Origin of the sequence: Methylopila jiangsuensis, assembly GCF_027922305.1 — a bacterium.
Classification (GTDB): domain Bacteria; phylum Pseudomonadota; class Alphaproteobacteria; order Rhizobiales; family Methylopilaceae; genus Methylopila; species Methylopila jiangsuensis.
The window spans coordinates 373,906-396,411 of record NZ_BSFK01000010.1; the positions used below are offsets into that span (position 1 = coordinate 373,906).

The following is a 22,506-nucleotide window of genomic DNA, read 5'->3' on the forward strand; positions in this document are numbered from 1 at the left end:
GATCAGCCGGCGGGAAGCGGTCGGCGGCGGCGGAACAGCCGCGCGAACGGTCGGACGAGACGGGCGCCGGCCGCGCTGAGACCGTCCATGGCGCGGGAGATGACGGTGTCGCCGGGGCGGTCGGTGCTGGTGGCGTAGAGCAGCGCCGACAGGCCCGCCAGCAGGACGAGCGGGCCCCAGCACAGCAGCGGCGCAGGGCCGGCCCCCTTGTGCGCCAGCGTCTCGCCGAGCTGCAGCACGTTCTGGAACGCCAGCACCGACAGCGCCGCCACCGCCATGTTCGCCACCCGGCTCTGGCGGCGCATGGTCATGGACAGCGGCACGATCAGGAACGGCAGGAACACGAGCGCCGCCGCACGCGCCAGCCGGGCGTGGAACTCGGACGACAGCTTGCGGTCGGGCGTCGCGGAGGCGGGATCGCCCATCTCGCTCCACAATTCGCTGAGCGTGAGCTCGCGCTCGTTGCCGCCGCGGGGGCGGAACGGCGGGGCCTCCAGCGCGAAGGTCTTGTCGAACACCAGATCGGTGAAGCGCAGCGAACTCGGCCGGCCGCCGGGCTGGGTGTCGCGCAGCACCACGCCACTGTGCAGGCGGAGCTGCAGGCGCTTTCCGTCCGGCGTCAGCTCCAGCGTGCCGGCGGCGGCGGTGGTCAGCGTCTCGCGCGCGCCGGCGCGGTCTTCGATGAACACGCCGGTGAGCCTGCGCCCGGTGGCGTCCACCGCGTCCGCGGTGACGGTGAGCCCGTCGCGCACCGAAATGAACGCCTCCGCCGGCGCGTGCGCCCGCCAGGCGTAGGCCACCGAGGAGTTCAGGATCTCGCGGTAGGCGTAGCGGCTGTGGGGGTCGATGTAGCCGGTGACGGCGATGGTGCCGAGCCCGAGCAGGGCTCCGAGCGCCACCAGCGGCCGGGTCAGCCGCCAGACCGAGACCCCGGAGGCGAGCATGGATTCCAGCTCCGCCCCCTGCGACATGCGCGAGAAGGCCGAGAACACGCCGAGCGCGAAGGCGGCGGGCACGGCGAAGCCGAGATAGTGCGGCACCAGATTGGCGGAGAGCGCGAACACCAGAATCACCGGCGCGCCGGCCACCGCCAGCACGTCCACCAGCCGGAGGATCCGCTCCAGCAGCAGGCCGAGCAGCACCACGCCGAGCGCGATCGCCATCGGCTTCAGCGTCAGGCCGAGCACGTAGCGCTCCAGCACGCCGAAGCGCACGCCGGCCGCCTGAGTCCCGGTCCTCACGCCACGGGCCACAGCTTGGCGATCTCCGCCTTCAGCGCGGCGATGGCGCCCGCGTCCAGCTCCGGCCCGTCGCCCAGCGCCGGCGGTCCGGGCCAGCCGGCGTCGGCGAAGGCGAGGCCGGCGAAGGCGCGCGGCGCCTCGTGCCGGGGAATGACGTGAAAGTGCACGTCCGGGTCCACCATCATCAGCATCAGGTAGTTGATCTTGTCGTAGGACGTCAGCCGCTTCAGCGCCGGCTCCAGCCCGGCGACGATGCGGCCGAGATCCGCGAAGGCCTCGGGGCTCAGGGCGCCGAAGGCGTTCGCCTCCTCCTTCGCGACGAGGACCAGCGAACCGAAGCCCGGCTGCTTCGGCCGCACCTGCACGGACCAGTGGTCGGTCTCCCGGACGAGCGTTTCCGGGTAGCCGAATTTCGTCATGGTGGCGTTGGGCATGGGCGGGCGCGGATCAGGCTTGCGGACGGTGGGGGCGAAGCGGCTGGCAGGATAGGCGTTTCGCCGCTAAACGACAGCTTCAATAAACGAGCATGACATGGACGGCGTTATGACGACCAAGGATGGCGGCCCGGCGGCGGCGCGCATCGCGGTGCTGCTGGGGCGCTCCGAGGTGCGGATCTGGGGCATGAGCGCGCAGGAGCGGCTGACGCGCCAGCTCGGCCGCGCCGGCGCGACCGACGTGCGCTCCGCGCTCGACGGCCTCGCCCCCGACGCGCAGGTGCTGCTGCTGAAGGTGGACCACGCCTATGAGCAGCGGCTGGTGGACGCGCTCGCCATCCGCCCCGGCGCGGCGCTGCTGGCCGAGGGCGCGCCGGTCGCGGCCCATGTGACGGGCGCGCAGGCGGAGGCCACGGCGGCGGCGCTGCTCGCGGGCGACGCCGCGGCGCTGCCTGCGGGCGTCGAGGCGCTCGATTCGGAAGGGCTCGGCGGCTCCTACAACTTCAAGCTGCGCAAGCGCGAGGTCGCCTATGTGATCCCGCTGAACCCGGGGACGGTGGCGGAGGTGGAGAACCGCAGCTTCGCCGGCTCCTACAAGGGCGTCACCGATCTCGTGACCAAATACGTCTGGCCGAAGCCGGCCCAGATCGTCACCAAATGGTGCGCCGAGCGCCGCATCACCCCGAACGCGGTGACGCTGGTCGGCCTCGCGCTGGTGTTCGTCGCCTTCTGGGCGTTCTGGAACGGGCATTACCTGTCCGGCCTCGTCGCCGCCTGGATCATGACCTTCCTCGACACCGTGGACGGCAAGCTCGCCCGCGTCACGCTCACCTCCAGCAAGGTGGGCGACGTGATGGATCACGGCATCGATCTGGTGCATCCGCCGTTCTGGTGGTGGGCCTGGATCGTGGGCCTGCCCGCCGCCGGCCTGCCGGTGGAGCATGCGGGGCTGATGGTGTTCATCATCTTCGCGGGCTACATCCTGCAGCGGGTGGAGGAAGGGATCTTCTCATGGGCCTTCGGCATGCACATGCACGTCTGGCGCCCGTTCGACAGCTTCTTCCGGCTGATCACCGCCCGCCGCAACCCGAACCTGCTGATCCTGACGCCGTTCGCGCTGATCGGCCGGCCGGACCTCGGCATGCAGATCGTGGTGGTCTGGATCGTGATCTGCTTCGTCGTGCATCTGGCCCAGATCGTTCAGGCGCTGGCGGCGCGCCGGCGCGGGCCGATCACCTCGTGGCTCGACGCCGCGTGAGGGCCGCATGAGCCGGCTCGGGGTCATCGCCAACGGCCGGAGCTGGCGCGCGGCCAAGGGCGGAGCGCCCCGCCGGCCCGCGGGCGTTCCCTTCGAGGCGCCGGGCGATCTCAACGGCTACGCGCCTGCGCTGGCGCGGCTCAAGGCGGCGGGCGTGGACACGCTCGCGGTGGTGGGCGGCGACGGCACCCTGCGGGAGGTGATGAGCGCGCTGCCCTCGGCTTACGGCGCAAGCCCGCCGGCGCTCGCGCTGGCGCCTTTCGGCAAGACCAACGCTGCCGCCGCCGATGTGGGCGGATGCGGCCACGGGCCGGACGCGCTGGAGCGGCTCGCCGGGGCGCTGGCCTCCGGCGTCCCGCTGAAGCGCAGCGAGCGCCGGCCGATCGCGGCCCGGTTCGACGGCCGGGCGGTGCAGGGCTTCGTCCTGGGCTTCGGCGCCTTCGAGCGCGCCACCCGCATGGTGGACAGCCGGGTGCATTCCAGGGGCTTCGCCCAGCGCCTCGGGGTCGCCTTCGGCGTGGCGGAGGCGGCGCGGGAGCTGCTGACCGGCCGGGAAGGCGCCGGCTGGCGCCAGGGCGTGGCGGCGGCGGTCGCGGCCGACGGCGCGGAGGCCTCCGACGACGACCGGTTCTTCTTCCTCGCCACCAGCCTGCGGCGCTTCATGCTGGGGCTGTGGCCGTTCTGGGGCGAGGGGGAGGGCGCCATCGCCTGGACCGACGTCTCCGCGCCGCCCCACCGGCTGGCCTCGGCGCTGCTGCCCGCGGCGCGCGGCCGGGCGACCGACTGGATGCGCGCCAACGGCTACCGCAGCGGGCGGGCCAACCGGATCGACGTGGCGCTGCGCGCGCCCTTCATCATCGACGGCGACAGCTTCTCCGCCGGCGCGGACGGGCGGATCGCGATCCAGGCCGGCGCGCCGCTGACCTTTCTCGCGCCATGAGCCTGCCTCGCGCCATGAGCCTTGATCCCGCCATGAGCGCGCCGGCGGAGACCGCGCTTCGGGACGCGGTGGCGCGGGAGCTGGCCGCGCCCCAGCCGGACGCGGTGCGGGCCTTCGCCGCCGCGCTCGGCGCGCGGGCGAAGGGCGGCGCGGCGGGCGTGCTGTTCTACGGCTCGGCGCTGCGCACCGGCGAGACCGACGGCCTGCTCGATTTCTATGTGCTGCTGGACGATCTGGCGGGCTGGGACGCGGGCCGCCTCGCCCGCGCCGGCGCCGCGATCCTGCCGCCGAACGTGGAATACGCCGAGCACGCGACGCCTGACGGCGGCCGGCTCCGGGCCAAGATCGCCATCATGACGCTGGCGCAGTTCCGCCGCCACGCCCGCTGGCGGAGCCGCGACACCACCATCTGGACCCGGTTCTGCCAGCCCGCGGCGCTGGCCTTCGCCCGCGACGACGCGGCAAGGGACGGCATCGCTCAGGCGGTGGCGGTCGCCGTGCGTTCGGCGGCGTGGTGGGCGGCGCGGCTTGGGCCTGAGAGCGGCCCGGCGGAGGCGTTCTGGACCGCCCTGTTCCGCCGCACCTACGCCTCGGAGCTTCGGGTGGAGAGCGCGTCGCGCCCGTCCGACATCGTGGCCCGCGCCCCGGAGCGCTTCGCGCGGCTTCTGGAGCTGGCCTGGACCGCGGACGGCCTTCCCTTCACGCGCGACGGCGAGGGCGCGCTCGCGCCCGCGGTTGGGCCGGACGAGCGGATGCGGGCGGAAAGAGCGTGGAAAAAGCGACGCCGCCTGGCGAAGCCGCTCAATCTGGCGCGGCTCGCGAAGGCGGCGTTCACGTTCTCAGGCGGCGCGGATTACATCGCCTGGAAGATCGAGCGGCACTCGGGCCACAAGATCGAGGTCACGCCATTCCAGCGGCGGCTCCCGCTCCTTGCGGCAGCGCCCGTGCTGTGGCGGCTGTGGCGCCGAGGCGTTCTCCGCTGAAGACGGCGGTCGGCCCGGGGAAGGCGCAGACGTTGTTCTCTTCCGGCAGCAGGCCGAGCTCGCGGCCGACGCGGGTCATCAGCGCCACGGCGAAGTCGATCTGCTCGTCGGTGTGCGCGGCGCTGACGCTGGAGCGCATGAAGGCCGACGAATTGGGCGTCGCGGGCGGAAGCGCCAGGTTGAGGTACATGCCCTCCTCCAGCAGCCGCTTCCAGAACATCACCGCCACTTCCGGCTGCTCCACCATCACCGCCACGATCGGCGAGCACTCCGGCCCCACATGGAAGCCGGCGGCGCGCAGGCCTGTGTAGAAGCGGCGGCTGTTGGCGGTCAGCTTCGTGCGGCGCTGGGGCTCGGCGCGCAGGGTGCGCAGGGCCGACAGCGTGGACGAGATGATCGCCGGCGGCAGCGACGCGGTGAACATGTAGGGCCGCGAGGCGAGGCGCAGGATCTCGAAGCCCTCGAGGCTCGAGACGCAGAAGCCGCCCACGCTGGCGAGGCTCTTGGAGAAGGTGCCGACCACGAAGTCGACGTCGTCCTCCACGCCCTCGCGCTCGGCGAGGCCGCGGCCATGCTCGCCGAGCACGCCCATGGAGTGCGCCTCGTCGACCATGAGATAGGCGCCGTACTCGCGCTTGACGTCCACGAACTCCTTCAGCGGCGCGGTGTCGCCGAGCATGGAGTAGATGCCCTCGACCACGATCAGCTTGTCGCCCGGCTGGTCGCCCATGCGGCGCAGGCGCTTGGCGAGGTCGTCCGGATTGTTGTGGCGGAAGCGCACCACCGGCGCGTGGCCGAGGCGCGAGCCGTCATAGATCGAGGCGTGGCTGTCGGCGTCCAGGAACAGGTGATCGTCCTTGCCCACCAGCGTCGAGATCATGCCGAGATTGGCCTGATAGCCGGTGGAGAACACCATGCAGTGGGTGTGGCCGTAGAAGTCGGCCAGCGCGCGCTCCAGCTCCTGATGGCCCTTGTAGCTGCCGTTGGCGATGCGCGAGCCGGTGGTGCCGGTGCCGTGGCGGCGGATCGCCTCGATCGACTCGGCCTTGGCCTCGTCGTCGAACGTGAGCCCGAGGTAATTGTTGGTGCCGAACAGCAGGGTCTTCTTGCCGTTCACCACGCCTTCGACGCAGGAGATGATGTCATCGAACTTCACGGCGAACGGATCGGCGCCGACCTGCTTCAGATGATCATAGCGGTTGTTGAGCGCCGCGAACTTTTCGAGAATCGACATATCACGCATTACTCCGCAGCGTTTCGATCGTCTTCGCGAGATCGTCGACGGTCACGACGCTGGCCATGTCATGCAGCGGGATCGAGATGTCGAACTTGTCCTCGAGCGCCATGCAGAAATTCATGACTGCAATGGAATCGAGTCCAAGGTCGTTCACGATGTTCATATCCGTCCGAAGTTCGACCTTACGATTGATCACGGTCTCCAGTGCTTCAGATATGTCCGCGATCAACTGGTCTTTTGCTTCACTCATCTTCCCGTCCTGGCGGGCGCTCCGACTTACGATACTTGAGCAGGCGCAAAATATGAGCTTGTCGCCATTCTGTAAAGTTTCGGTCATCACCCGAAAAAAGTGATGTTAATCAACGACTTGTGGGTGTCGTCAACCATGTTTCCGGCCCCGGATCGGCCTGCGTGCGTGTTTGCAAAGCACTGTTGCGCAAATGTCCGGGAAGCCGCGGCGCCTGTTTTGTGGGCTTGCTTGATCGGTCTCCGACAGACGGCCCGTGGCGCGAGGGCGTGAAAACGACTGAAATTCCAGCAAAGCCGAGGGTGGTTAACAAAGCCTCCATGCGGCGCCGCATTCCGCCGAGGCGCCGGTCGCCCAAGAGCGTGGCGGCGGCGAAAGGCGCCGGGCTGAAATGAAACGTTGCGGAAAGTGTTCCCCTCAGGCCTGCGCGGCCATGGCGCGGTAGAGCTCCCGCGCCCGGCTGCGGCTGAGCTTGCCGGAGGATGTGACGGGCAGCGCGTGGGCGCCCACGAGCCGCACGACCACCGGCACGCCGAAGCGCTGGCGCAGCAGTCCGGCCACGTCGTCCGCCAGTTTCGACCGCGTCTCCGGGTCGGAGGACCGGCACTGCACCAGCGCCGCCACCTCCTCGCCCTCCGCGCCGTCCACGGAGAAGGCGGCCACGTCGCCGGAGCGCAGGCCGGGAATCTCCCGCTCCGCGGCCCATTCCAGATCCTGCGGCCAGAGGTTGCGGCCGTTGACCAGGATCAGGTCCTTGGCGCGGCCGGTGATCACGATCTGGCCGTCGGCCACGTAGCCGAGGTCGCCGGTGTCGAGCCAGCCGTCGGCGACGGCCTCTGCGGTCGCGTCCGGATCGCGGAAATAGGCGGTCATCAGGCTCGGACCGCGGGCGAAGATGCGCCCGACCGCGCCCGCCGGGACCACCGCGCCCGCGGCGTCGCGGGCCTCGATGGCGTGGCCGGGCAGGGCGGGGCCGCACAGCACGAACTCGCGGGCGCGGGCCTCGTCCCCGGCCGGGCGCGCCGCGCCCTCGTTCTCCAGCGCGTCCAGATCGAGCGTCTCGGTGCGCAGGCCTTCGCCCAGCGGCGCGAAGGACAGCGCCAGCGTCGCCTCGGCCATGCCGTAGCTCGGCGTCAGCGCGCCGGCGTCGAAGCCGTGGGGGGCGAAGCGCTCCACGAAGCGGCGCAGGATGTGCGGGCGGATCATGTCGCCGCCGATGCCGGCCGTGCGCCAGGACGACAGGTCGAGGTCCTTCAGGTCGAGCGTCGCGGCGCGCTGGGCGCAGAGCTCGAAGCCGAAGCTCGGGCTGTAGGAGATGGTGGCGCGGTTGCGGGCGATCAGCTCCAGCCACATCAGCGGCCGGCGGGCGAAGTCGCGGGTGGCGAGGTAATCCACCGACAGGCCGGCCACCACCGGCGTGAGCAGGAAGCCGACCAGCCCCATGTCGTGGTAGAACGGCAGCCAGGAGACGCAGCGGTCGGCGGGCGTGGTCTTCAGCCCGTGGCGGCTGATGGCCTCGGCGTTCGCCATCAGCGCCGCGTGCGTCACCATGATGCCCTTGGGGAACTGGGTGCTGCCGGACGAGAACTGCAGATAGGCGAGGTCCTCCGGCGCAGGCCGGGGCAGGTCGCCCTCCGCGGCGTCTTCGGGCAGATCGGCGAGCGCGCCGACGAACCGCAGCGGCAGGCCGGCGGCGGCCTCCTCGAGCCACGCCTTCAGCGGCGCCGGCGCGAAGGCGGCCGCCGCGTCGGCGCGCTCGATCATGCGGCGGATGTGGGCGAGGTAGGCCTCGCGCCCGCCGAAGGCCATGGGCAGCGGCATGGGCGCCGGGATCAGCCGGGCGTAGCCGCAGGCGAAGAACAGCCGGACGAAATCGGCCTCGGTCTCGGCGATCAGCGCCACCCGGTCGCCGGGCGCAAGGCCCGCCGCCAGCAGCCGGCGCGCCAGCGCGCGGGCGTCGTCGCGCAGCCGCGCGTAAGGAAGGCTCTCCAGCAGCGCCCCGCGGGCGGAGTGGAAGTCGAAGCCGCGATCGCCGTCCGCCGCCCGATCGAGCGCGTCGAGAATCGTCGCGGGGGCGGCGGGGCGGGCGGAAACGTAAGGATCGGTCATCGGCGGCGGGGGCGTCCGGGCGAAGGATTCAAGGGCGCATCCGTCCGGGGCGGCGGGGGAGCGGCGTCCGGCGGGCGGGGTCAGCCCTGTCCTTTAAGCCCGGCTGTCGATCCGCGCCACCCCGCCGTGCGCCAGATGGACCACATGGTCGGCGGCCTCCGCCCAGGCGGGCTGGTGCGAGATGGCGAGCACGGTGAGCCCGGTGGAGCGGGCCAGCGCCACCACGTTGCGCACGATGTTGGCCTCGGTTTCGGGATCGAGCGCGGTGGTGGCCTCGTCGAGGATCAGCAGCTTCGGCCGGTGCACCAGCGCGCGGGCGATGGCGATGCGCTGGCGCTGGCCGCCGGAGAGCCGGGCGCCGCGCTCGCCGACCACCGTGTCGAGCCCTTCGGGCAGGTCGCGCACGAAGGGCGCGGCGCCGGCCGCCTCCAGCGCCCGCTCCACGTCGGCGCGGTCGAACTCCGGCTGGCCGAGCGTGACGTTGGCGAGCAGCGTGTCGTGGAACAGCGTCAGCTCCTGCGGCACGTAGCCGGTCATGCGCCGCCAGGCGCCCAGATCGAGCCGCGCGAGGGGCGCGCCGTCCACCAGCACCTCGCCGGACGAGGGCTCGTTCAGGCCGAGCAGGATGTCCACGGTGGTGGTCTTGCCCGCGCCGGAGCTGCCGGTCAGCGTGGTGATCCGGCCCTTGGGCACCGCGAAGCTGACGTCGCGGATGACCGCGCCCGAGTCCTCATAGGCGAAGGTGACGCCGCTGAGCTCGGCGCCGCGCTCGAAGGTCGGGGCCGCGCCGCCATGCTCGTGCTCACGCGCCGCCTGCGCGAGCGCGATGGTTTCGCTCACCGAATGCCAGCCGGCTTCCGCGATGCGCACCTGCTGCAGGCCCTGTTGGGCTTTTCCGATGGCGATGACGGTGCGCGCGAGCAGGATGGTCATCACCAGCACCTCGCCGGGCGGCATGCGCCACACCTCCAGCGCCACATAGACGCCGACCGCGAGGCAGACCGCGAGGATCGGCTCCTGCAGCGCCTTGTTGGCGTGGCGGGCGAAGGCCTGCTTGCGCTGGGCCTTGCGGATGGCCTGGGCGTCGCGCTCGAACAGCGACTGGAACCGCGCCTGCCGGCCCATGGCCTTCATGGGCTTGATGCCGACCAGCAGGTCGGTGAGCGCGGCGGTCATGCTGCGCACGTGCCGCGTCTGCCGCCGCGCGGTGCGCTTGGCGATGGAGACGAAGCGGTTCAGCGTCAGCGACATCAGCAGCCCGACGCCGATCGACAGCAGCCCCACCTTCCACGAGAAGAAGAACACCACCACCAGATAGGTGGCGATCTGCACCAGATCGGCCACGAACTGGGCGGTCTGGTTGTAGGCCTCGCCGGCCTGGGAGGCTTCGCCGCCGATGGCGTTGCTGAAGCGGCCGACCGGCTGGCGCACGTAATAGCCCCAGCGCGCGTTCAGCACCGCCTCGATCAGCTGCAGCCGCACGGCGATGGTGACGTCGGCGATGGCGCGGCCCACATGCCGCATGGCGACCAGCGTCAGCGCCGCCTTCAGCGCCACGCCCGTCACCAGCGCGCCGGCGAACAGCCCGATGCTGGGCTCCAGCCCGTGGGACGACAGCCAGGCCATCAGCTTGCCGGCCCCGCCGCCATCGCCCGAGCCGCTGCCCGCGAGCGTGATCAGCGGCAGCAGGCTCACGAGGCTGACGCCTTCGGCGACGCCCGCCAGCACGAGGCAGACCAGCGTCAGCAGCGTGCGGCGGAGCGGAATGAGGCGCGCGAGGCGGAGCGCGGAGGCGAAGGGCCGGGCCGCGTCGGGGGCGACCGCAGGCGTCTGGCCGCTGGAGTTCGACACGGTGGCGGGGGCTCGCAAGGTGGACGGCACGGCCGCGAGGCGTAGCCGCAATCGCTCGCCGTCTCAAGCCCGCCGGGGCGCGGCGGGACGCGGGCCGAGCAGGACGTCGAGATAGGCGTCCGCCGCGGCGTCCCAGGAGAAGAACGCGCCGCGCCGTTTCAGCCCGTCCGAATCCCGCGGGGCGGCGAGCCGGCGCGCCATCGCCTCCGCCAGCGCGTCCACGTCTCCGACCGGGACCAGCGGACCGTGGCGGCCGTCTTCGAGAATCTCCCGCGGCCCGCTCGGGCAGTCGGTGGCGACCACCGGGCAGCCGCAGGCGAGCGCCTGCACCAGCACGCCGGGCAGGCCTTCGAAGGTCGAGGACAGCACGAACAGGTCCGCCCGCGCCATGAAGCGGAACGGGTTGTCCTGAAAGCCGGGGAAGGCCACGTCGGCCGCGATCCCGAGGTCGCCCGCGAGCCGCTCCAGCGCCGCCCGGTCCGGGCCCTCGCCGAGGATGACGAGGCGCGCGGGCGTGTGAGCCCGGAGCCGCGCGAAGGCGCGCAGCAGGGTGGGGAAATCCTTCTGCGGCTTCAGCTTGCCGACGCCGAGGATCACCGGCGGCGCGCCGTCCGCGAACCACGGATGGTCGAGCGGGGCTTCGGCGGCCTGCGCGAAGTCCGGTCCCACCACGGCGTTGTAGATCGTCCGCACCCGCTCCGGGGGCAGCCCGGCCACGCGGGCGATGTCGTCGGCGACGCCGTGGGAGACGGCGACCACCGCGTCGGCGCGGGGGTAGAACGTCCGGATCAGCGGAAGCGCGCGCGCCACGCGGGAATCCTCGGCGGCTTCCGCGTCGGACGAGAAGTGGTTGCGCTGGGACAGCACGATCCGGGCGCCGCTTCGGGCGAGGCTTTCCGCCGCAACCGCTGCGATGTTGCCGTAGTCCAGCGCCGAAAGCAGCGCCGCGGGGCGTTCCCTCCGAAGGTAGTCCGCAAGCCCTGGAATGGCGCCGAGCGTCACCGGCGCGCGGGGATCGAGCAGCGCGGGCAGGAGCGCCCGGAACGTCGCGGGGCGCCGCCAGGCCGTGGCCCAGGCGCCGAGCGGGGTGCGGACGTTGAGGTCCATCACCCGCACGCCGGGCGGGAGCTGCTTCAGGAACGGCCCGGAGGCGCGCGCCAGCACCAGATCGACGGCGTGGCCGCGCTCGCTCAGCGCCGCGGCCAGATTGGCCATGGAGCGTTCGGCGCCGTTGCCTTTCAGCGAGCGGATGAACAGCGCGAGCCGCGCAGGCGCTTGCGCGACGGACGGTCGGGATTCTACAGCCGTCATGCGCGGGCGTCGGTCGGGCTTGCGGTTCGGGTTCGGAGCGGATGCCCAGACACCACATCGCCATCTTCATGTACAGCGTGTCCGGCGGCGGCGTGCCCCGGCGCAACGTCACGCTCGCCAACGGGCTGGCGGCCGCCGGACGGCGCGTCGACCTCGTGGTCCTGAACGCCGGCGGGGAGATGCGCGACAAGGTGGATCCCCGCGTCAGGGTGATCGAGCTCGCCGGCCTGCTCACCTGGGCGCCCGGGCTCCGGTCCAAACGGCGGTGGCAGTTCCAGACCGTGCGCCGGCCGCTGGCGCGCTATCTCGCCAACGAGCGGCCGGACGTGCTGCTCGCCGCCGACAATTACGCCAATCTGGCCGCGCTCGCCGCGCGCGAGATCGCGAAGGCGACGCTGCCGGTGGTGGTGAGCCAGCGCAACAACGCGTCCGCCTCGATCGCGAAACGCCCCGAACTGGTGGCGGCGATCCGGCGCGACTACCCTCAGGCCGAGGCGATCGTCGCCGTGTCGGAGGGCGTGGCCGCGGATCTCGTCGGACTGGGCCTGCCGCGCCACAAGGTTCGGACGGTCTACAACCCCGTCATCGAAGAACGCTTCCACGACGCCGCCCGCGCGCCGGTGGAGCATCCCTGGTTCGGCGTCCCCGGCCGCCCGCTGCTGCTGGGGGCGGGGCGCATCGGCCCGCAGAAGGATTTCGAGACCCTGCTCGCGGCTTTCGCCAAGATGCGGGAGGCCCGGCCCGAAGCGCGGCTGGTCATTCTCGGCGAGGGCAAGACCCCGGACGCGCGCCCCGAGCTGAAGCGTTTCGCGGAAGGGCTTGGCCTTGGCGAGGTCGTGGACCTGCCGGGCAGGGTCCCCGACGCGGTGCCCTACATCGCCCGCGCCGACCTGTTCGTGCTGAGCTCCCGCTGGGAGGGCCTGCCGGGGGTGCTGATCGAGGCGCTCGGCTGCGGCACGCCCATCGTCAGCACCGATTGCCCCAGCGGTCCCATGGAGATCCTCGACGGCGGCCGGTTCGGCCGTCTGGTCCCGGTCGGCGACGCCGAGGCGCTGGCCGCCGCCATGACCGCCGCTCTCGCCGAGCCTGCGGACCGCGAGCGGCTGAAGGCCCGCGCCGGGCTGTTCACCACCGAGGCGGCGGTGCGGACCTATCTGGCGCTGTTCGACGGGCTGGAGGCGCGGGGCTCGTGACCGGCGGGCCGCTGGAGGACGAGGCCTTCGCCTTCCTGTTCGCCAAGATCGTGGCGAGCCATCGCGATCCCGCGCCGTCCAAGCGCAAGGTTCGCGGTCGGGTGGCGCGGGTGGCCCGCGGGTTCGATCTGTTCGGCGCGCTGTTCGTCTGGGCGGAGCTTGCGCGCCATGCGGTGGCGGCGCCGAAGCTCGAAACCCGTGGCCGCCTTGCGGTGCTAGACCATTCCAGCGGCATGGCGCGCCGCTTCCTCGACGCCCACGTGGCCCGCGCGCCCTGGGCGCTTCGCCGTTGGCGCGCGCCGTTCCCCTCCTTCGTCGAGGCGCGGGCGCTGGCGAAGACGATCCGCCGCCGGTCCGCCGGTCGCCCGGCCGACGAGCGCGCCGTCGCCGCCTATGTCACGGTGAAGACCGCCCGCTGGCGCAAGGTCTACGACCGGCTGTTCGCGGAGGGCGGCGTCGACGCGCTCGTGGTCAACGACGACATGGAGCCCCGGCGGGTGGCGGCGACGCTGTCCGCGCTTCAAGCCGGGCGGAGGCTCGGTTATTTCGTGATGGCGCCGGGCCGTCGTCGCGTGCCGCCGTTCCCCATCGACACGCTGTTCTGCTTCGAGGCGGGGCAGGCCTCCGACCCTTACGCGGCGCGGCTCCGCTGCCTGTGGCGGGAGGGAAGCGCCAGCGCGGCCGCGCCGCGCCCTCGGCGGGAGCGCTACCGTGTGGGGCTGGTGATGAACGCTCACACCGACGACCACCTGATCCGCGACGCCGAGCAGGCGCTGCTGCGCCATCCCCGCTGCGCCAGCGTCCATGTGCGCGTCCATCCCAACTACCGCAGCGCCGCCTATGCGGCGCCGACCGTCCCGCTGGAGCGGTTTCTGGAGGATGTGGACGTGGTGGTGATCGGCAATTCGGGTTCGGGCGTGGAGATCGCGCTCGCCGGGATTCCGCAGCTCTACAGCGAGCGCCTCGACTATGCGGGACGGGACGCCAACGCCCTCGTCGCCCGCGGTTTCGTGCGCGACGATCCCCGGCCGCTGGACGCGGTGGATTTCGACGCTGCGGTGGAGTTCCGCGCCGATCCCGCCTTCGTCGAGCGGCTCGCGCCGTTCCTGCAGGCGCCGGCCGGAACCGTCAGCGTGGCGGACGGGCTCAAGGCGCTGTCGGCGGCTTAAGTCCGGGCGGCGTCCGCGAGCCTCCGCACCGCGGCGGCGGCGGCGGCGAGCTCCTGCGCGCCCCGGTCGCGGGCGGCGGGGCCGCCGTCGAGCAGGCCCTCCCGCGCCATGACGCCGGCGAAGGCGCCGATGTCGCGGATCGAGGTCACGGCCCCCCACGCCACCAGCGCGTCGAACAGGCGTCGCGTCCACGGGGTCACGCCCATGGCGGCGCGACAGCCCAGCACGATCCGCATCCAGGCGTCCGGCCGGCGGGGCAGGGGGTGGATCGCCACCGGCCGTCCGGTCATCGCCGCCTCCGCGGCCATGGCGGCGCTGTCCTCCGTCACGAGGAAGGCGTCGGCGGCGGCCAGGAAGCCGCGATAGGCGTTGTCGCCTTCGCCGAACACCGACAGCCGGTGGGGAACCTGCGCCCTCCCGAGCGTCTCCCGGATGGCGCGCACGGCGCCGGCGCCGGTGCGCGGCGAGGTGGCCACCAGCAGCGCGCCGCCGCTCGCCTCCGCCCGCGCCAGTCCCGCTTCCACGAAGCGGCGGGCGGCGGCGGCGTCGAGGATCAGCGGACGGCTCGATCCGCCGGCCAAAAGAGCGAGCCGCGGGGCGGGCAAAGCGGCGAGGTCCGGCGGGATGGCGCCGGCCGCCGCCGGCGGATGCGCCAGCGGCAGCGCGTTGCGGATCACGTTGGGGCGGTCGGGCAGGCCGTACTGCGCGGTGGTGACGACGAGGTCGAACCAGGACAGCGGCGCCCAGGGCCGGCCCACATGGACGAGTTTCGTCCGCCGCCCCGAGGCCATGCGGATCCAGAGCGCGACCGGCGCCGTGCGCTTGCCGGACGCGATCACCACGTCCGGCCAGGGCGGCGCGATCAGGGCGCGCGAATCGAGCGTCAGCGTGTGCAACGACCCGCGCTGGAGCAGCGTCGGCAGCGCCCGTCCGGGATTGAAGCGCAGCGGCTTGGCCTCGAACGTCAGGCCCATCGCCTCGGCGAGGGTCAGCACCTGCCGGTTGTCGCCGGCGCGGCGGCCGAGCAGCGCCCATGCCCGCGGCGGCTCAGCCACGGCGGTCGCGCCCGCATGGTCCGTGGCGCGGGGCCGGCGGCGCGCACGTCTGTAAATCATGGAAGGCGGCGCTCTGTCCCCGCCGCACCCCCGCGCGACCCGCCGCTTCTCCATAAAAGGCGACCACAACGCCCATGCGACGGCGGCTCCGCTGCGTCTCCGGCGCTCGGTCGCCGGACGGCGGACAGCAGTACGAACCGGCGCCTGCGACCGCAAGGGATGCGGCGCTCCTCGCCGCGTCGAGGCGAAGGTGCGCCGGAACGTCGCAGGCGGCGCCTGTTCGGCGACAAGCGTCAACCCGGTGGTTCTCCGCCAAAGGTCTAGGTGGGAATGCTGCGGTGCAAACGCGCCTTTGCGCCGGCGCACGCGCTGAGGCGCAGCGCATCGGGGCTGAATTCCAGCGAAATCCAAGCCGCCTGTGTGCGCTGCAGCTTAAGGAAATGTGCGGCGTCATAGAAGAAAACCTGAATGGGGCAGTTCAGCCAGGCCAAAGAATGTTGAGGTATCCAGTATGCCAGAAGGCTTCTCTTGGCTGTTTTCGCCTAAAACTGCGACATTTGCTGCATTGCGACGCCTTTGGCTGCGATTTACCGTTCTTCTTCGAAACGTTAGAGAAAGCTGCGGCGCGCCTTTTCGGCCCGCGCGGCGGCGACGCAAGACAAATGCGGGAGGGACGCGGTTTGGCCCAGATGAAGAAGAACAAGGTGATCACCGCCGATCAGGCGATCGCCCTGATTCGGGACAACGACGTGGTCACCACCACCGGCTTCGTCCAGAGCTGCATTCCCGAGGCGCTGCACGCGGCGATCGAGAAGCGCTTCGTGGAGACGCAGCAGCCGAAGAACCTGACGCTGATCATGACCGCCGGCGCGGGCGATTCGAAGGGCCTCGGCACCGGCCGCCTGCACCACGACGGCCTGCTTGGCCGCGTCATCGCCGCCAATTTCGGGCGCATGCCCAAGGTGGCGGAGGCCGCGCGCGACAACAGGATCCAGGGCTACAACCTGCCGCAGGGCGTGATCTCCCAGCTGTACCGCGCCGCCGCCGCCGGCCAGCCGGGCCTGTTCTCCAAGGTCGGCCTGCACACCTATGTGGACCCGCGCCAGGGCGGCGGCCGCGTGAACGAGGTCACCCAGCAGGACATCGTCGACGTCGTCGACGTGGCCGGCGAGGAGTGGCTGTTCTACAAGGCCACCAAGATCGACGTGGCTCTGATCCGCGGCACCAGCGCCGACCCCCATGGCAACATCTCCATGGAGAAGGAGGCGCTGACGCTGGACGTGCTGGCCCAGGCCATGGCGGCCCGCAACAACGGCGGCATCGTCATCGCCCAGGTGGAGCGCATCGTCGACGACGGCTTCCTGCTGCCGAAGGACGTGCGCGTGCCGGGCATCCTGGTGGACTGCGTCGTGCTCGCGGAGCCCGAGCAGCACCGCATGAACTACGGCGTCATGCACAACCCCGCGCTCGCCGGCCAGATCCGCGTGCCGGTCGGCAACATGGCCAAGATGCCGCTCGACGCCCGCAAGGTCATCGCCCGCCGCGCCTCGTTCGAGCTGCCGCCGAACGGCGTGGTCAACCTCGGCGTCGGCGCGCCGGAGGGCATCTCGGCGGTGGCGAACGAGGAGCGCGTCACCCCCTACATCACCCTGACCACCGAGGCCGGCGCGGTGGGCGGCGTGCTGGCGAGCGGATCGAGCTTCGGCGCGGCCACCAACGCCGACTGCGTCATCGACCAGAACCAGATGTTCGACTTCTACGACGGCGGCGGGCTCGACATGACCTGCCTCGGCATGGCGGAGGCGGACCAGCACGGCAACGTCAACACCTCCAAGTTCGGCGGCAAGCTGAACGGCTGCGGCGGCTTCATCAACATCAGCCAGAACGCCCGCACGGTGGTGTTCGCCGGCACCTTCACGGTGGGCGGGCTCGACGTGGCCATCGAGGACGGCCGCGTGGTGATCAAGCAGGAGGGCCGCTCCCGCAAGTTCATCAAACAGGTGGAGCAGAACACCTTCTCCGGCCCCTACGCCCAGACCCGCGGCCAGCCGGTGCTCTACGTCACCGAGCGCTGCGTGTTCGAGCTGACGCCTGAGGGCCTTGAGCTCACCGAGATCGCGCCGGGCGTCGACATCCACCGGGACATTCTCGCCCATATGGACTTCAAACCCATCATCCGGCGCCCGAAGATGATGGACCCGCGCATCTTCCTCGACGAGCCGATGGACCTGCTGTCCGACCTGCTCAACCTCAAGCTGTGCGAGCGCATCAGCTACGACGCCTCGCGCAACATGCTGTTCCTCAACCTGGAAGGCTGGCACTGCCGCACCAAGGAGGACATCGCCGACCTGCGCAAGGCGCTGGTGGACGCCTGCGTCGCGGCCGGCCGGCGGGTCAACTCCGTGGTCAATCACGACGGCTTCAAGATCTCGGACAGCCTCTACGACGATTACGCGGAGATGATCGAGTATCTGCTCGAGCATCACTACGCGACCACCACGCGCTACGCCACCAACGCCTTCCTGCGGATGAAGATGCAGGAGGCTCTGAAGCGCCGGGGCGTCTCCCCGCATGTGTTCGAGCGCAAGGAAGAGGCGCACGCCTTCCTGGAGGCGACCGCCAAGGCCGCCAACCGCGCCAAGGACGAGCAGAAGGAAGAGGAGACGGCCGCGGCCTGATTCCGCGCCGTCACGGAACTGAAACCCCGCCGGGCGAGGAGCCCGGCGGGGTTTTGTTTTAACGAGGCCCGAGGAGGCCGCTGCTCCGGAGCGATCAGGCGCTCAGAGCCGGTCCGGCCCTTTGCGCCAACCGTCATGCCCGCGCTTGCCTCGGGCGTCCCCGACTTGGACGGTCAAGATCTCGCCCGGCGAAAAGTCGTAGACACCCGGCTTCGCCGGGCATGCGGCGGCAATACCCAAACAGGTCCTCAGGCGCTCGGAGCCGGCCCGGACAGGCCGGCGCTTGGTCATGCCCGGGCCTGGTCATCGGGCGTCTACGGCGGGAAGATTCCGGCTTCTGCGCGACCTGAACTGCGCGCTCCGGCACGCTCCGGACGGTCGCTCAGGCCTTCACGATGACGCTCAGCAGGGCGCGGGCGACGTCGGGCGTGACCTTGCGGCGGTACTTGCGGTGGACGAGCTGGCTGTTGTGGTAGATGTCGTGCTCCACATAGACGTGCGCGCCGTCCCAGCGAAGAATGTTGTCGGATTCGGTGGTCTCGATGACGGACAGGTCCTGGATCAGGACGCCCTCGGGGCGCGTGTCGCGCATTCGGCGGTCTCCCTCCGCTCTTGATGGGTTGCCGCCATGGTGGGACGGCCGGCGCCGCTTGTCGAGCGCCGTGACGGCTTAATCCCCCGATGGTCCGGGGAGCAGCCGCTCGAGCGGGAACCGCGCCACGTCGGCGAGCAGATCCGCGAAGGCGCGCGCGCCGTGCGCCAGCGCCGCCTCGCCCTTGGCGGCGGTGGCGGCGGCGGCGTTCCCGATCGCGCCCGAGGGATGAAGGTCCTGCGCCATCCAGCCGAAGCCCGCGGGCGCGGCGGCGCGGAGCTGGGCGAAGTCCCGGTCCATGGCGCGTGTCGCGGGCGTGAAATCCTGCGCCCTGTCCATGCGCACCTGTTCGGGCGCCAGCGCCAGCATCAGCGAGGTTTCGATCTCGCCGCCATGGATGCCGTGGCGCAGCTCGTCCGCGGCGAACAGGCCGTCCGGATAGCCGAGCCGATGCCAGCTGGTGAAGGCCGCCAGCATGCCGAACTCGATTCGCAGCGCCCTTGTCACCGCGTCCATGGCCGGGCCGTTGCCGCCATGGCTGTTGATCACCACCAGCCGGCGCAGGCCCGCGCGCGCGACCGAGCGGCCGATTCCGGTCCAGGCGGCGATCGCGGTTTCCGGCGACAGGGTCAGCGTGCCGGGAAAGGCGACATGCTCCGGCGAGACGCCGACGGCCTGCAGGGGCAGCACGGTGACGGGAAGCTCTTCGGGCGTCAGCGCCAGCGCCCGGTCGAGACAGCCTTGGCCGATGATCGCGTCGGTCCCGAGCGGCAGATGGGGGCCGTGCTGCTCAATGGCGGCCACCGGCAGCACCGCGACCCAGGACGCCAGATCGGCGCCGGCGAAGTCGTCGGTGGTCATCTCGTCCCAGCGGCGGCGCGGCGGGCTCATGCGATCGCTCCTGTGGACGGCATGGCGCGGGTATGGCGCAGAATGAGGCCGACCGCACGCGCCATCTCGGTCACGGGCATGCCCGCCGCCCCGGGCCGCCTGCGGGCGCAGGGCAGGCCGGCCGCCACCTGCTCCCGCATCAGCGGCAGGTGCAGGAAGGCGGCGAGCGGCGCGGCGGGGCGTCCGAGCGCCAGATAGAGCGCCTGGTTGCAGAGATGCCCGCCGGCGTCGTCGGAGGTCTCCGCCGGAAGGCCCGCGGCCGACAGCGCCGCGCCGAGCGCGCCGAGCCCCGGCCAGGTGGCGCGCCGGAGAAGCGGACCGTCCGGCTCCACGGGGCCGAGCGCGCCCATGCGGCCGCAGGCGTCCGGCGCCCGCAGGTCGCGGGCGTTGCGGGCCACGCGCTCCAGCGCCAGGGCGTCGCGCGCGGTCGCCTGTCCCATAAGCAGCAGATGCGTCGGCCGGATGGCGTCAAGGGCGCGGTCAAGCTCGTGGCCGATGCCCTCGGTGTCGACCGCCAGCCGCGTGAAGGCGACCGGCGCTCCCCACGCCTGCTCCAGACGGGCCCGGTCGGCTTCAAGATGGGTGAGAAGGCGGTCGGAGGCGTTCCAGCCGCCGTCGAAATCGCCGAACGCCGTGATCAGAAGGGTCATGGGCCCAAGTCTAGCGCGCATGGAAATGTCATGAAACCTTAGCCGGCGCTGGAAATGCGTCGAAGGGCGAAGGAAATTCGGCTCGACGGCGGCCTGTTTCTTACCCATAGAGTTTAGCCGGCGTTCGCCGGAGGCCAGCGATGACGAAGAATCCCTACGCCAAGACCGTGGGCTACGCGCTGGTGCATGCGGCGCGGCTGCATCGCGCCCGCAACGCCCAGCTCCTGAACGAGCTCGGCCTGTTTCCGGGGCAGGAGCAGGTGCTGACCCTGCTCGCCGCCGAGGGCGGCCGCACCATGGGCGATCTGGCCGATCTGCTGCGGGTGCGTCCCCCCACCGCCTCCAAGACCGTGGCGCGGCTCGCGGCGCAGGGGCTGGTGGAGCGCCGCGTGGCGCCCGGCGACGGCCGGGTGGTGAAGGTGGAGCTGACCGAAGAGGGGCGCCGCCGCGCCGAGGCGGTGGACGGCGTGTGGAGCGCGCTGGAGGACGAGGCCGCCGACGGGCTCGACGGCAAGGACCGCAAGCGGCTGCGCAAGCTGCTGCGCAAGCTCGGCAAGAATCTCGGCGGCCGGCTCGACGCCGAAGACTCTCCGGACGAGATCGACGACTGAGCGGGAGCCGCATGCGCCCGGCGCATGGCTCGCGCCTTGCTCTTGACCCGCTTCGGCGCCAAACGCGCGGAGGTCTCGCGCAACGCGCGCCCGCAAGCCGTCAGGAGCCGCCGTGATCCTTCCCCGCGTTCCCGCCCCGTCTGGAGCGCGGGTTGCGCCGAGGCGGCGCTCCCATGTCTGAGGGCTCGCTCCGCCGCGGCAATCTGGACGCGCTGACCGACGCCGCCCGCGCCCAGCGCCTGAAAGGCGTCGGCCTGCTGCTGCTGGCGCTGGCCTGCTTCTGCGGCTTGGACTCCACCGCCAAGATCCTGAACGGCCATATGCACGTCATGCAGATCGTGTGGGCGCGCTATGTGTTCCACTTCCTGCTGATGCTGCCCTTCGTCAATCCGTGGAACACGCCGGGGCTGATCCGCAGCCGGCGGCCGGGGCTGCAGATCGGCCGCGCTCTGCTGCTGATTCTGGTGACGGCCTGCAACTTCTTCGCGCTGATTTACCTGCAGCTCGACGAGACCATGAGCATCACCTTCGCCACGCCGCTGATGGTGGCGGTGCTGGCGGGGCCGATGCTGGGCGAATGGGTGGGGCCGAAGCGGCTCGCGGCCATCCTGGTGGGCTTTCTCGGGGTGCTGGTGGTCACGCGGCCCGGCTTCGGCGGGCTGCATCCGGCGGCGCTGGTCGCCTTTCTCGGCTGCGTCGCCTACGCGCTCTACCTGATCGCCACGCGGGTGCTGGCGGCGCATGACCCCACCACCACCACGCTGTTCTTCTCGGGGCTCGTGGGCGTGGTGGCGACCTCGCCGGTGGTCCCGTTCTTCTGGACCTGGCCGTCGGCGGGGGACTGGCTGATGCTCGCCGCCGTCGGGGCTCTCGGCGCGGTGGGGCACGGCCTGCTGATCGCGGCCTACCGGCTGGCGCCGGCGGCGATCCTCGCGCCGTTCATCTACGCCCAGCTCGTGGGCATGATCGCCATGGGCTATCTGGTGTTCGGCGACGTGCCCGGCCTGTGGACCCTGTCCGGCGCCGGCATCGTGATCGGCTCGGGGCTCTACCTGATCACGCGGGAGCGGGTGGCGCGCAAGGTCCCGGCCGCAGCGCCCGCGCCGTGAGCGCGGGCGTGCGACGCCGCCAGCGAAACGAATGGTCTTCGTCCGTCATGCCCGCCGTAAGGCGGGCGTGACGGCGAGCCTGCATGCAGGCCGACGGCTCCGCCCGTCTCACGACGCCGCGCGCCGTCGGCGTCCGGTCCGCGGCGGGAGCTCGTCCCGGGCCTTCGGCGCGGTCGGCTCGTCGTCATCCAGCAGCGACAGCGCCAGAACGGTGTAGACGCCCACCAGCACGCCGAAGACGGCGAGCGGGTGGAACGACGGCGCGAGCTTGATCAGCACGAGTCCGAGCGCGCAGAACGCCAGCGCCAGCAGAAACGCCAGCCCGTAGCCGCCGATAAGGCCTGATATCCGCTGCATCCGCGCCGCATCCTGAGCCGGGGGACGGAGAGAAACGTGGCACGGAACGGCGGCGCTGGCGAATCACCCGCGCGTGGGCGTCAGAGCGACGGGTGGCCCCGGCGGAGAAGGTGGCCGGCCAGCGTCGGGCGCGGCCTCGGGCGCTCCGGCCAGAACGGCGACGGCGTGAAGCCCTTGGGCGCGGGTTCGGCGGGCGCCCCGTTCAGCCGCTCCGCCATATAGGCGAGCGTGGCCTCGATCTGGACGTCGGTGTAGGGCTTGTCGATCAGGCCGCAGGCGCCGGCGAAATTGGCCGGCACCATGCCCCGGTTGGCGGTGGTGAAGATGGCCGCGGCGCCTTCGGCGTTGGCCGCGCGCACCACCTCGACGCCTGTCCAGCCGTCGAGCAGATGCACGTCCACGAAGGCGAGGTCGACCCTGGTGGCCTGCAGCAGCGCCACGGCGCTGACCTGATCGGCGGCCAGTCCCACGAGTTCGTGCCCCGCGCGGGTCACCACCGGCCCGAGCGTGCCGGCGATCACCATGTCGTCCTCGACGATCAGAACGCGCATCGCAAGCGTGGCCCCCGTGCCGGCATCTCCGGCGGAGGG

21 protein-coding genes are annotated in these 22,506 nt (G+C 71.6%); 8 read left to right on the forward strand and 13 right to left on the reverse strand.

The window, feature by feature from the left end:
• Nucleotides 1-2: 2 nt before the first annotated feature.
• Together PKE85_RS11485 and PKE85_RS11490 are read right to left on the reverse strand one after the other, a co-directional pair.
• Entirely contained in the window at nt 3-1,241 is a 1,239-nt protein-coding gene (locus PKE85_RS11485; RefSeq protein WP_271204871.1) for an LptF/LptG family permease, read from the reverse strand.
• Nucleotides 1,238-1,675, reverse strand: a complete 438-nt coding sequence (locus PKE85_RS11490) for an HIT family protein (protein ID WP_271204872.1) — start codon at nt 1,673-1,675, stop codon at nt 1,238-1,240. Before PKE85_RS11490 ends, PKE85_RS11485 begins: the two co-directional genes overlap by 4 nt.
• Nucleotides 1,676-1,784: 109 nt before the next feature.
• Here PKE85_RS11490 and PKE85_RS11495 point away from each other — a divergent pair, with 109 nt between their 5' ends.
• From PKE85_RS11495 to PKE85_RS11505, 3 genes are read left to right on the forward strand one after another with little or no spacing between them, the layout of a single operon-like run.
• Entirely contained in the window at nt 1,785-2,933 is a 1,149-nt protein-coding gene (locus tag PKE85_RS11495; RefSeq protein WP_271204873.1) for a CDP-alcohol phosphatidyltransferase family protein, read from the forward strand.
• Nucleotides 2,934-2,940: 7 nt separating this feature from the next.
• Entirely contained in the window at nt 2,941-3,873 is a 933-nt protein-coding gene (locus PKE85_RS11500) for a diacylglycerol kinase family protein (RefSeq protein WP_271204874.1), read from the forward strand.
• Nucleotides 3,870-4,856, forward strand: a complete 987-nt coding sequence (locus PKE85_RS11505; protein WP_271204875.1) for a hypothetical protein — start codon at nt 3,870-3,872, stop codon at nt 4,854-4,856. Before PKE85_RS11500 ends, PKE85_RS11505 begins: the two co-directional genes overlap by 4 nt.
• Here the strand turns inward: PKE85_RS11505 and spt are convergent.
• The 5 genes from spt to PKE85_RS11530 all read right to left on the reverse strand — a co-directional run bounded on the left by spt (nt 4,774) and on the right by PKE85_RS11530 (nt 11,611).
• Nucleotides 4,774-6,090: a serine palmitoyltransferase gene (spt, locus tag PKE85_RS11510; protein ID WP_271204876.1), complete on the reverse strand. Its 1,317-nt coding sequence runs from the start codon at nt 6,088-6,090 to the stop codon at nt 4,774-4,776. The genes PKE85_RS11505 and spt overlap by 83 nt on opposite strands.
• A 1-nt stretch (nt 6,091) precedes the next feature.
• The gene (locus PKE85_RS11515; protein ID WP_271204877.1) at nt 6,092-6,343 is read right to left on the reverse strand and encodes an acyl carrier protein; all 252 of its coding nucleotides are present in this window, start codon (nt 6,341-6,343) and stop codon (nt 6,092-6,094) included.
• Nucleotides 6,344-6,757: 414 nt separating this feature from the next.
• Nucleotides 6,758-8,449 carry a fatty acyl-AMP ligase gene (locus tag PKE85_RS11520; RefSeq protein ID WP_271204878.1) on the reverse strand — a complete coding sequence of 564 codons (1,692 nt, stop codon included), beginning with the start codon at nt 8,447-8,449 and terminating at the stop codon, nt 6,758-6,760.
• Between the two features lie 93 nt (nt 8,450-8,542).
• Nucleotides 8,543-10,351, reverse strand: coding sequence for an ABC transporter ATP-binding protein (locus PKE85_RS11525; protein ID WP_271204879.1), 1,809 nt, complete (start codon nt 10,349-10,351; stop codon nt 8,543-8,545).
• Nucleotides 10,352-10,363: 12 nt separating this feature from the next.
• Nucleotides 10,364-11,611 (reverse strand): glycosyltransferase, encoded by a 1,248-nt coding sequence (locus PKE85_RS11530; protein ID WP_271204880.1) that lies wholly within the window; start codon nt 11,609-11,611, stop codon nt 10,364-10,366.
• Between the two features lie 41 nt (nt 11,612-11,652).
• Here PKE85_RS11530 and PKE85_RS11535 point away from each other — a divergent pair, with 41 nt between their 5' ends.
• Both PKE85_RS11535 and PKE85_RS11540 read left to right on the forward strand, forming a co-directional pair.
• Complete coding sequence (locus PKE85_RS11535) at nt 11,653-12,804, forward strand: glycosyltransferase (RefSeq protein WP_271204881.1); 1,152 nt, start codon at nt 11,653-11,655, stop codon at nt 12,802-12,804.
• Nucleotides 12,801-13,973 (forward strand): hypothetical protein, encoded by a 1,173-nt coding sequence (locus PKE85_RS11540; RefSeq protein WP_271204882.1) that lies wholly within the window; start codon nt 12,801-12,803, stop codon nt 13,971-13,973. Before PKE85_RS11535 ends, PKE85_RS11540 begins: the two co-directional genes overlap by 4 nt.
• On the opposite strand, the gene PKE85_RS11545 is transcribed toward PKE85_RS11540, so the two are convergent.
• The gene (locus PKE85_RS11545) at nt 13,970-15,088 is read right to left on the reverse strand and encodes an ELM1/GtrOC1 family putative glycosyltransferase (RefSeq protein ID WP_271204883.1); all 1,119 of its coding nucleotides are present in this window, start codon (nt 15,086-15,088) and stop codon (nt 13,970-13,972) included. The genes PKE85_RS11540 and PKE85_RS11545 overlap by 4 nt on opposite strands.
• A 629-nt stretch (nt 15,089-15,717) precedes the next feature.
• Between PKE85_RS11545 and PKE85_RS11550 the strand changes: the two genes are divergently transcribed.
• Nucleotides 15,718-17,706: an acyl CoA:acetate/3-ketoacid CoA transferase gene (locus PKE85_RS11550; RefSeq protein WP_271205004.1), complete on the forward strand. Its 1,989-nt coding sequence runs from the start codon at nt 15,718-15,720 to the stop codon at nt 17,704-17,706.
• Nucleotides 17,707-18,088: 382 nt separating this feature from the next.
• On the opposite strand, the gene PKE85_RS11555 is transcribed toward PKE85_RS11550, so the two are convergent.
• The 3 genes from PKE85_RS11555 to PKE85_RS11565 form a co-directional block, all read right to left on the reverse strand.
• On the reverse strand, nt 18,089-18,298 hold the full coding sequence (locus tag PKE85_RS11555; RefSeq protein WP_271204884.1) for a hypothetical protein: 210 nt from the start codon (nt 18,296-18,298) through the stop codon (nt 18,089-18,091).
• A 78-nt stretch (nt 18,299-18,376) separates the two neighbouring features.
• Nucleotides 18,377-19,189, reverse strand: coding sequence for a creatininase family protein (locus tag PKE85_RS11560; RefSeq protein WP_271204885.1), 813 nt, complete (start codon nt 19,187-19,189; stop codon nt 18,377-18,379).
• Complete coding sequence (locus PKE85_RS11565; RefSeq protein WP_271204886.1) at nt 19,186-19,839, reverse strand: pyroglutamyl-peptidase I family protein; 654 nt, start codon at nt 19,837-19,839, stop codon at nt 19,186-19,188. The genes PKE85_RS11560 and PKE85_RS11565 overlap by 4 nt, the downstream gene beginning before the upstream one ends.
• A 140-nt stretch (nt 19,840-19,979) precedes the next feature.
• Here PKE85_RS11565 and PKE85_RS11570 point away from each other — a divergent pair, with 140 nt between their 5' ends.
• Both PKE85_RS11570 and PKE85_RS11575 read left to right on the forward strand, forming a co-directional pair.
• The gene (locus PKE85_RS11570; RefSeq protein WP_271204887.1) at nt 19,980-20,450 is read left to right on the forward strand and encodes a MarR family winged helix-turn-helix transcriptional regulator; all 471 of its coding nucleotides are present in this window, start codon (nt 19,980-19,982) and stop codon (nt 20,448-20,450) included.
• Between the two features lie 173 nt (nt 20,451-20,623).
• Entirely contained in the window at nt 20,624-21,559 is a 936-nt protein-coding gene (locus PKE85_RS11575; RefSeq protein ID WP_271204888.1) for a DMT family transporter, read from the forward strand.
• 108 nt (nt 21,560-21,667) lie between these two features.
• Here PKE85_RS11575 and PKE85_RS11580 read toward each other — a convergent pair whose 3' ends face one another.
• Together PKE85_RS11580 and PKE85_RS11585 are read right to left on the reverse strand one after the other, a co-directional pair.
• On the reverse strand, nt 21,668-21,916 hold the full coding sequence (locus PKE85_RS11580) for a hypothetical protein (RefSeq protein WP_271204889.1): 249 nt from the start codon (nt 21,914-21,916) through the stop codon (nt 21,668-21,670).
• Nucleotides 21,917-21,996: 80 nt separating this feature from the next.
• Nucleotides 21,997-22,467 carry a response regulator gene (locus PKE85_RS11585; protein ID WP_271204890.1) on the reverse strand — a complete coding sequence of 157 codons (471 nt, stop codon included), beginning with the start codon at nt 22,465-22,467 and terminating at the stop codon, nt 21,997-21,999.
• Nucleotides 22,468-22,506 lie beyond the last annotated feature (39 nt).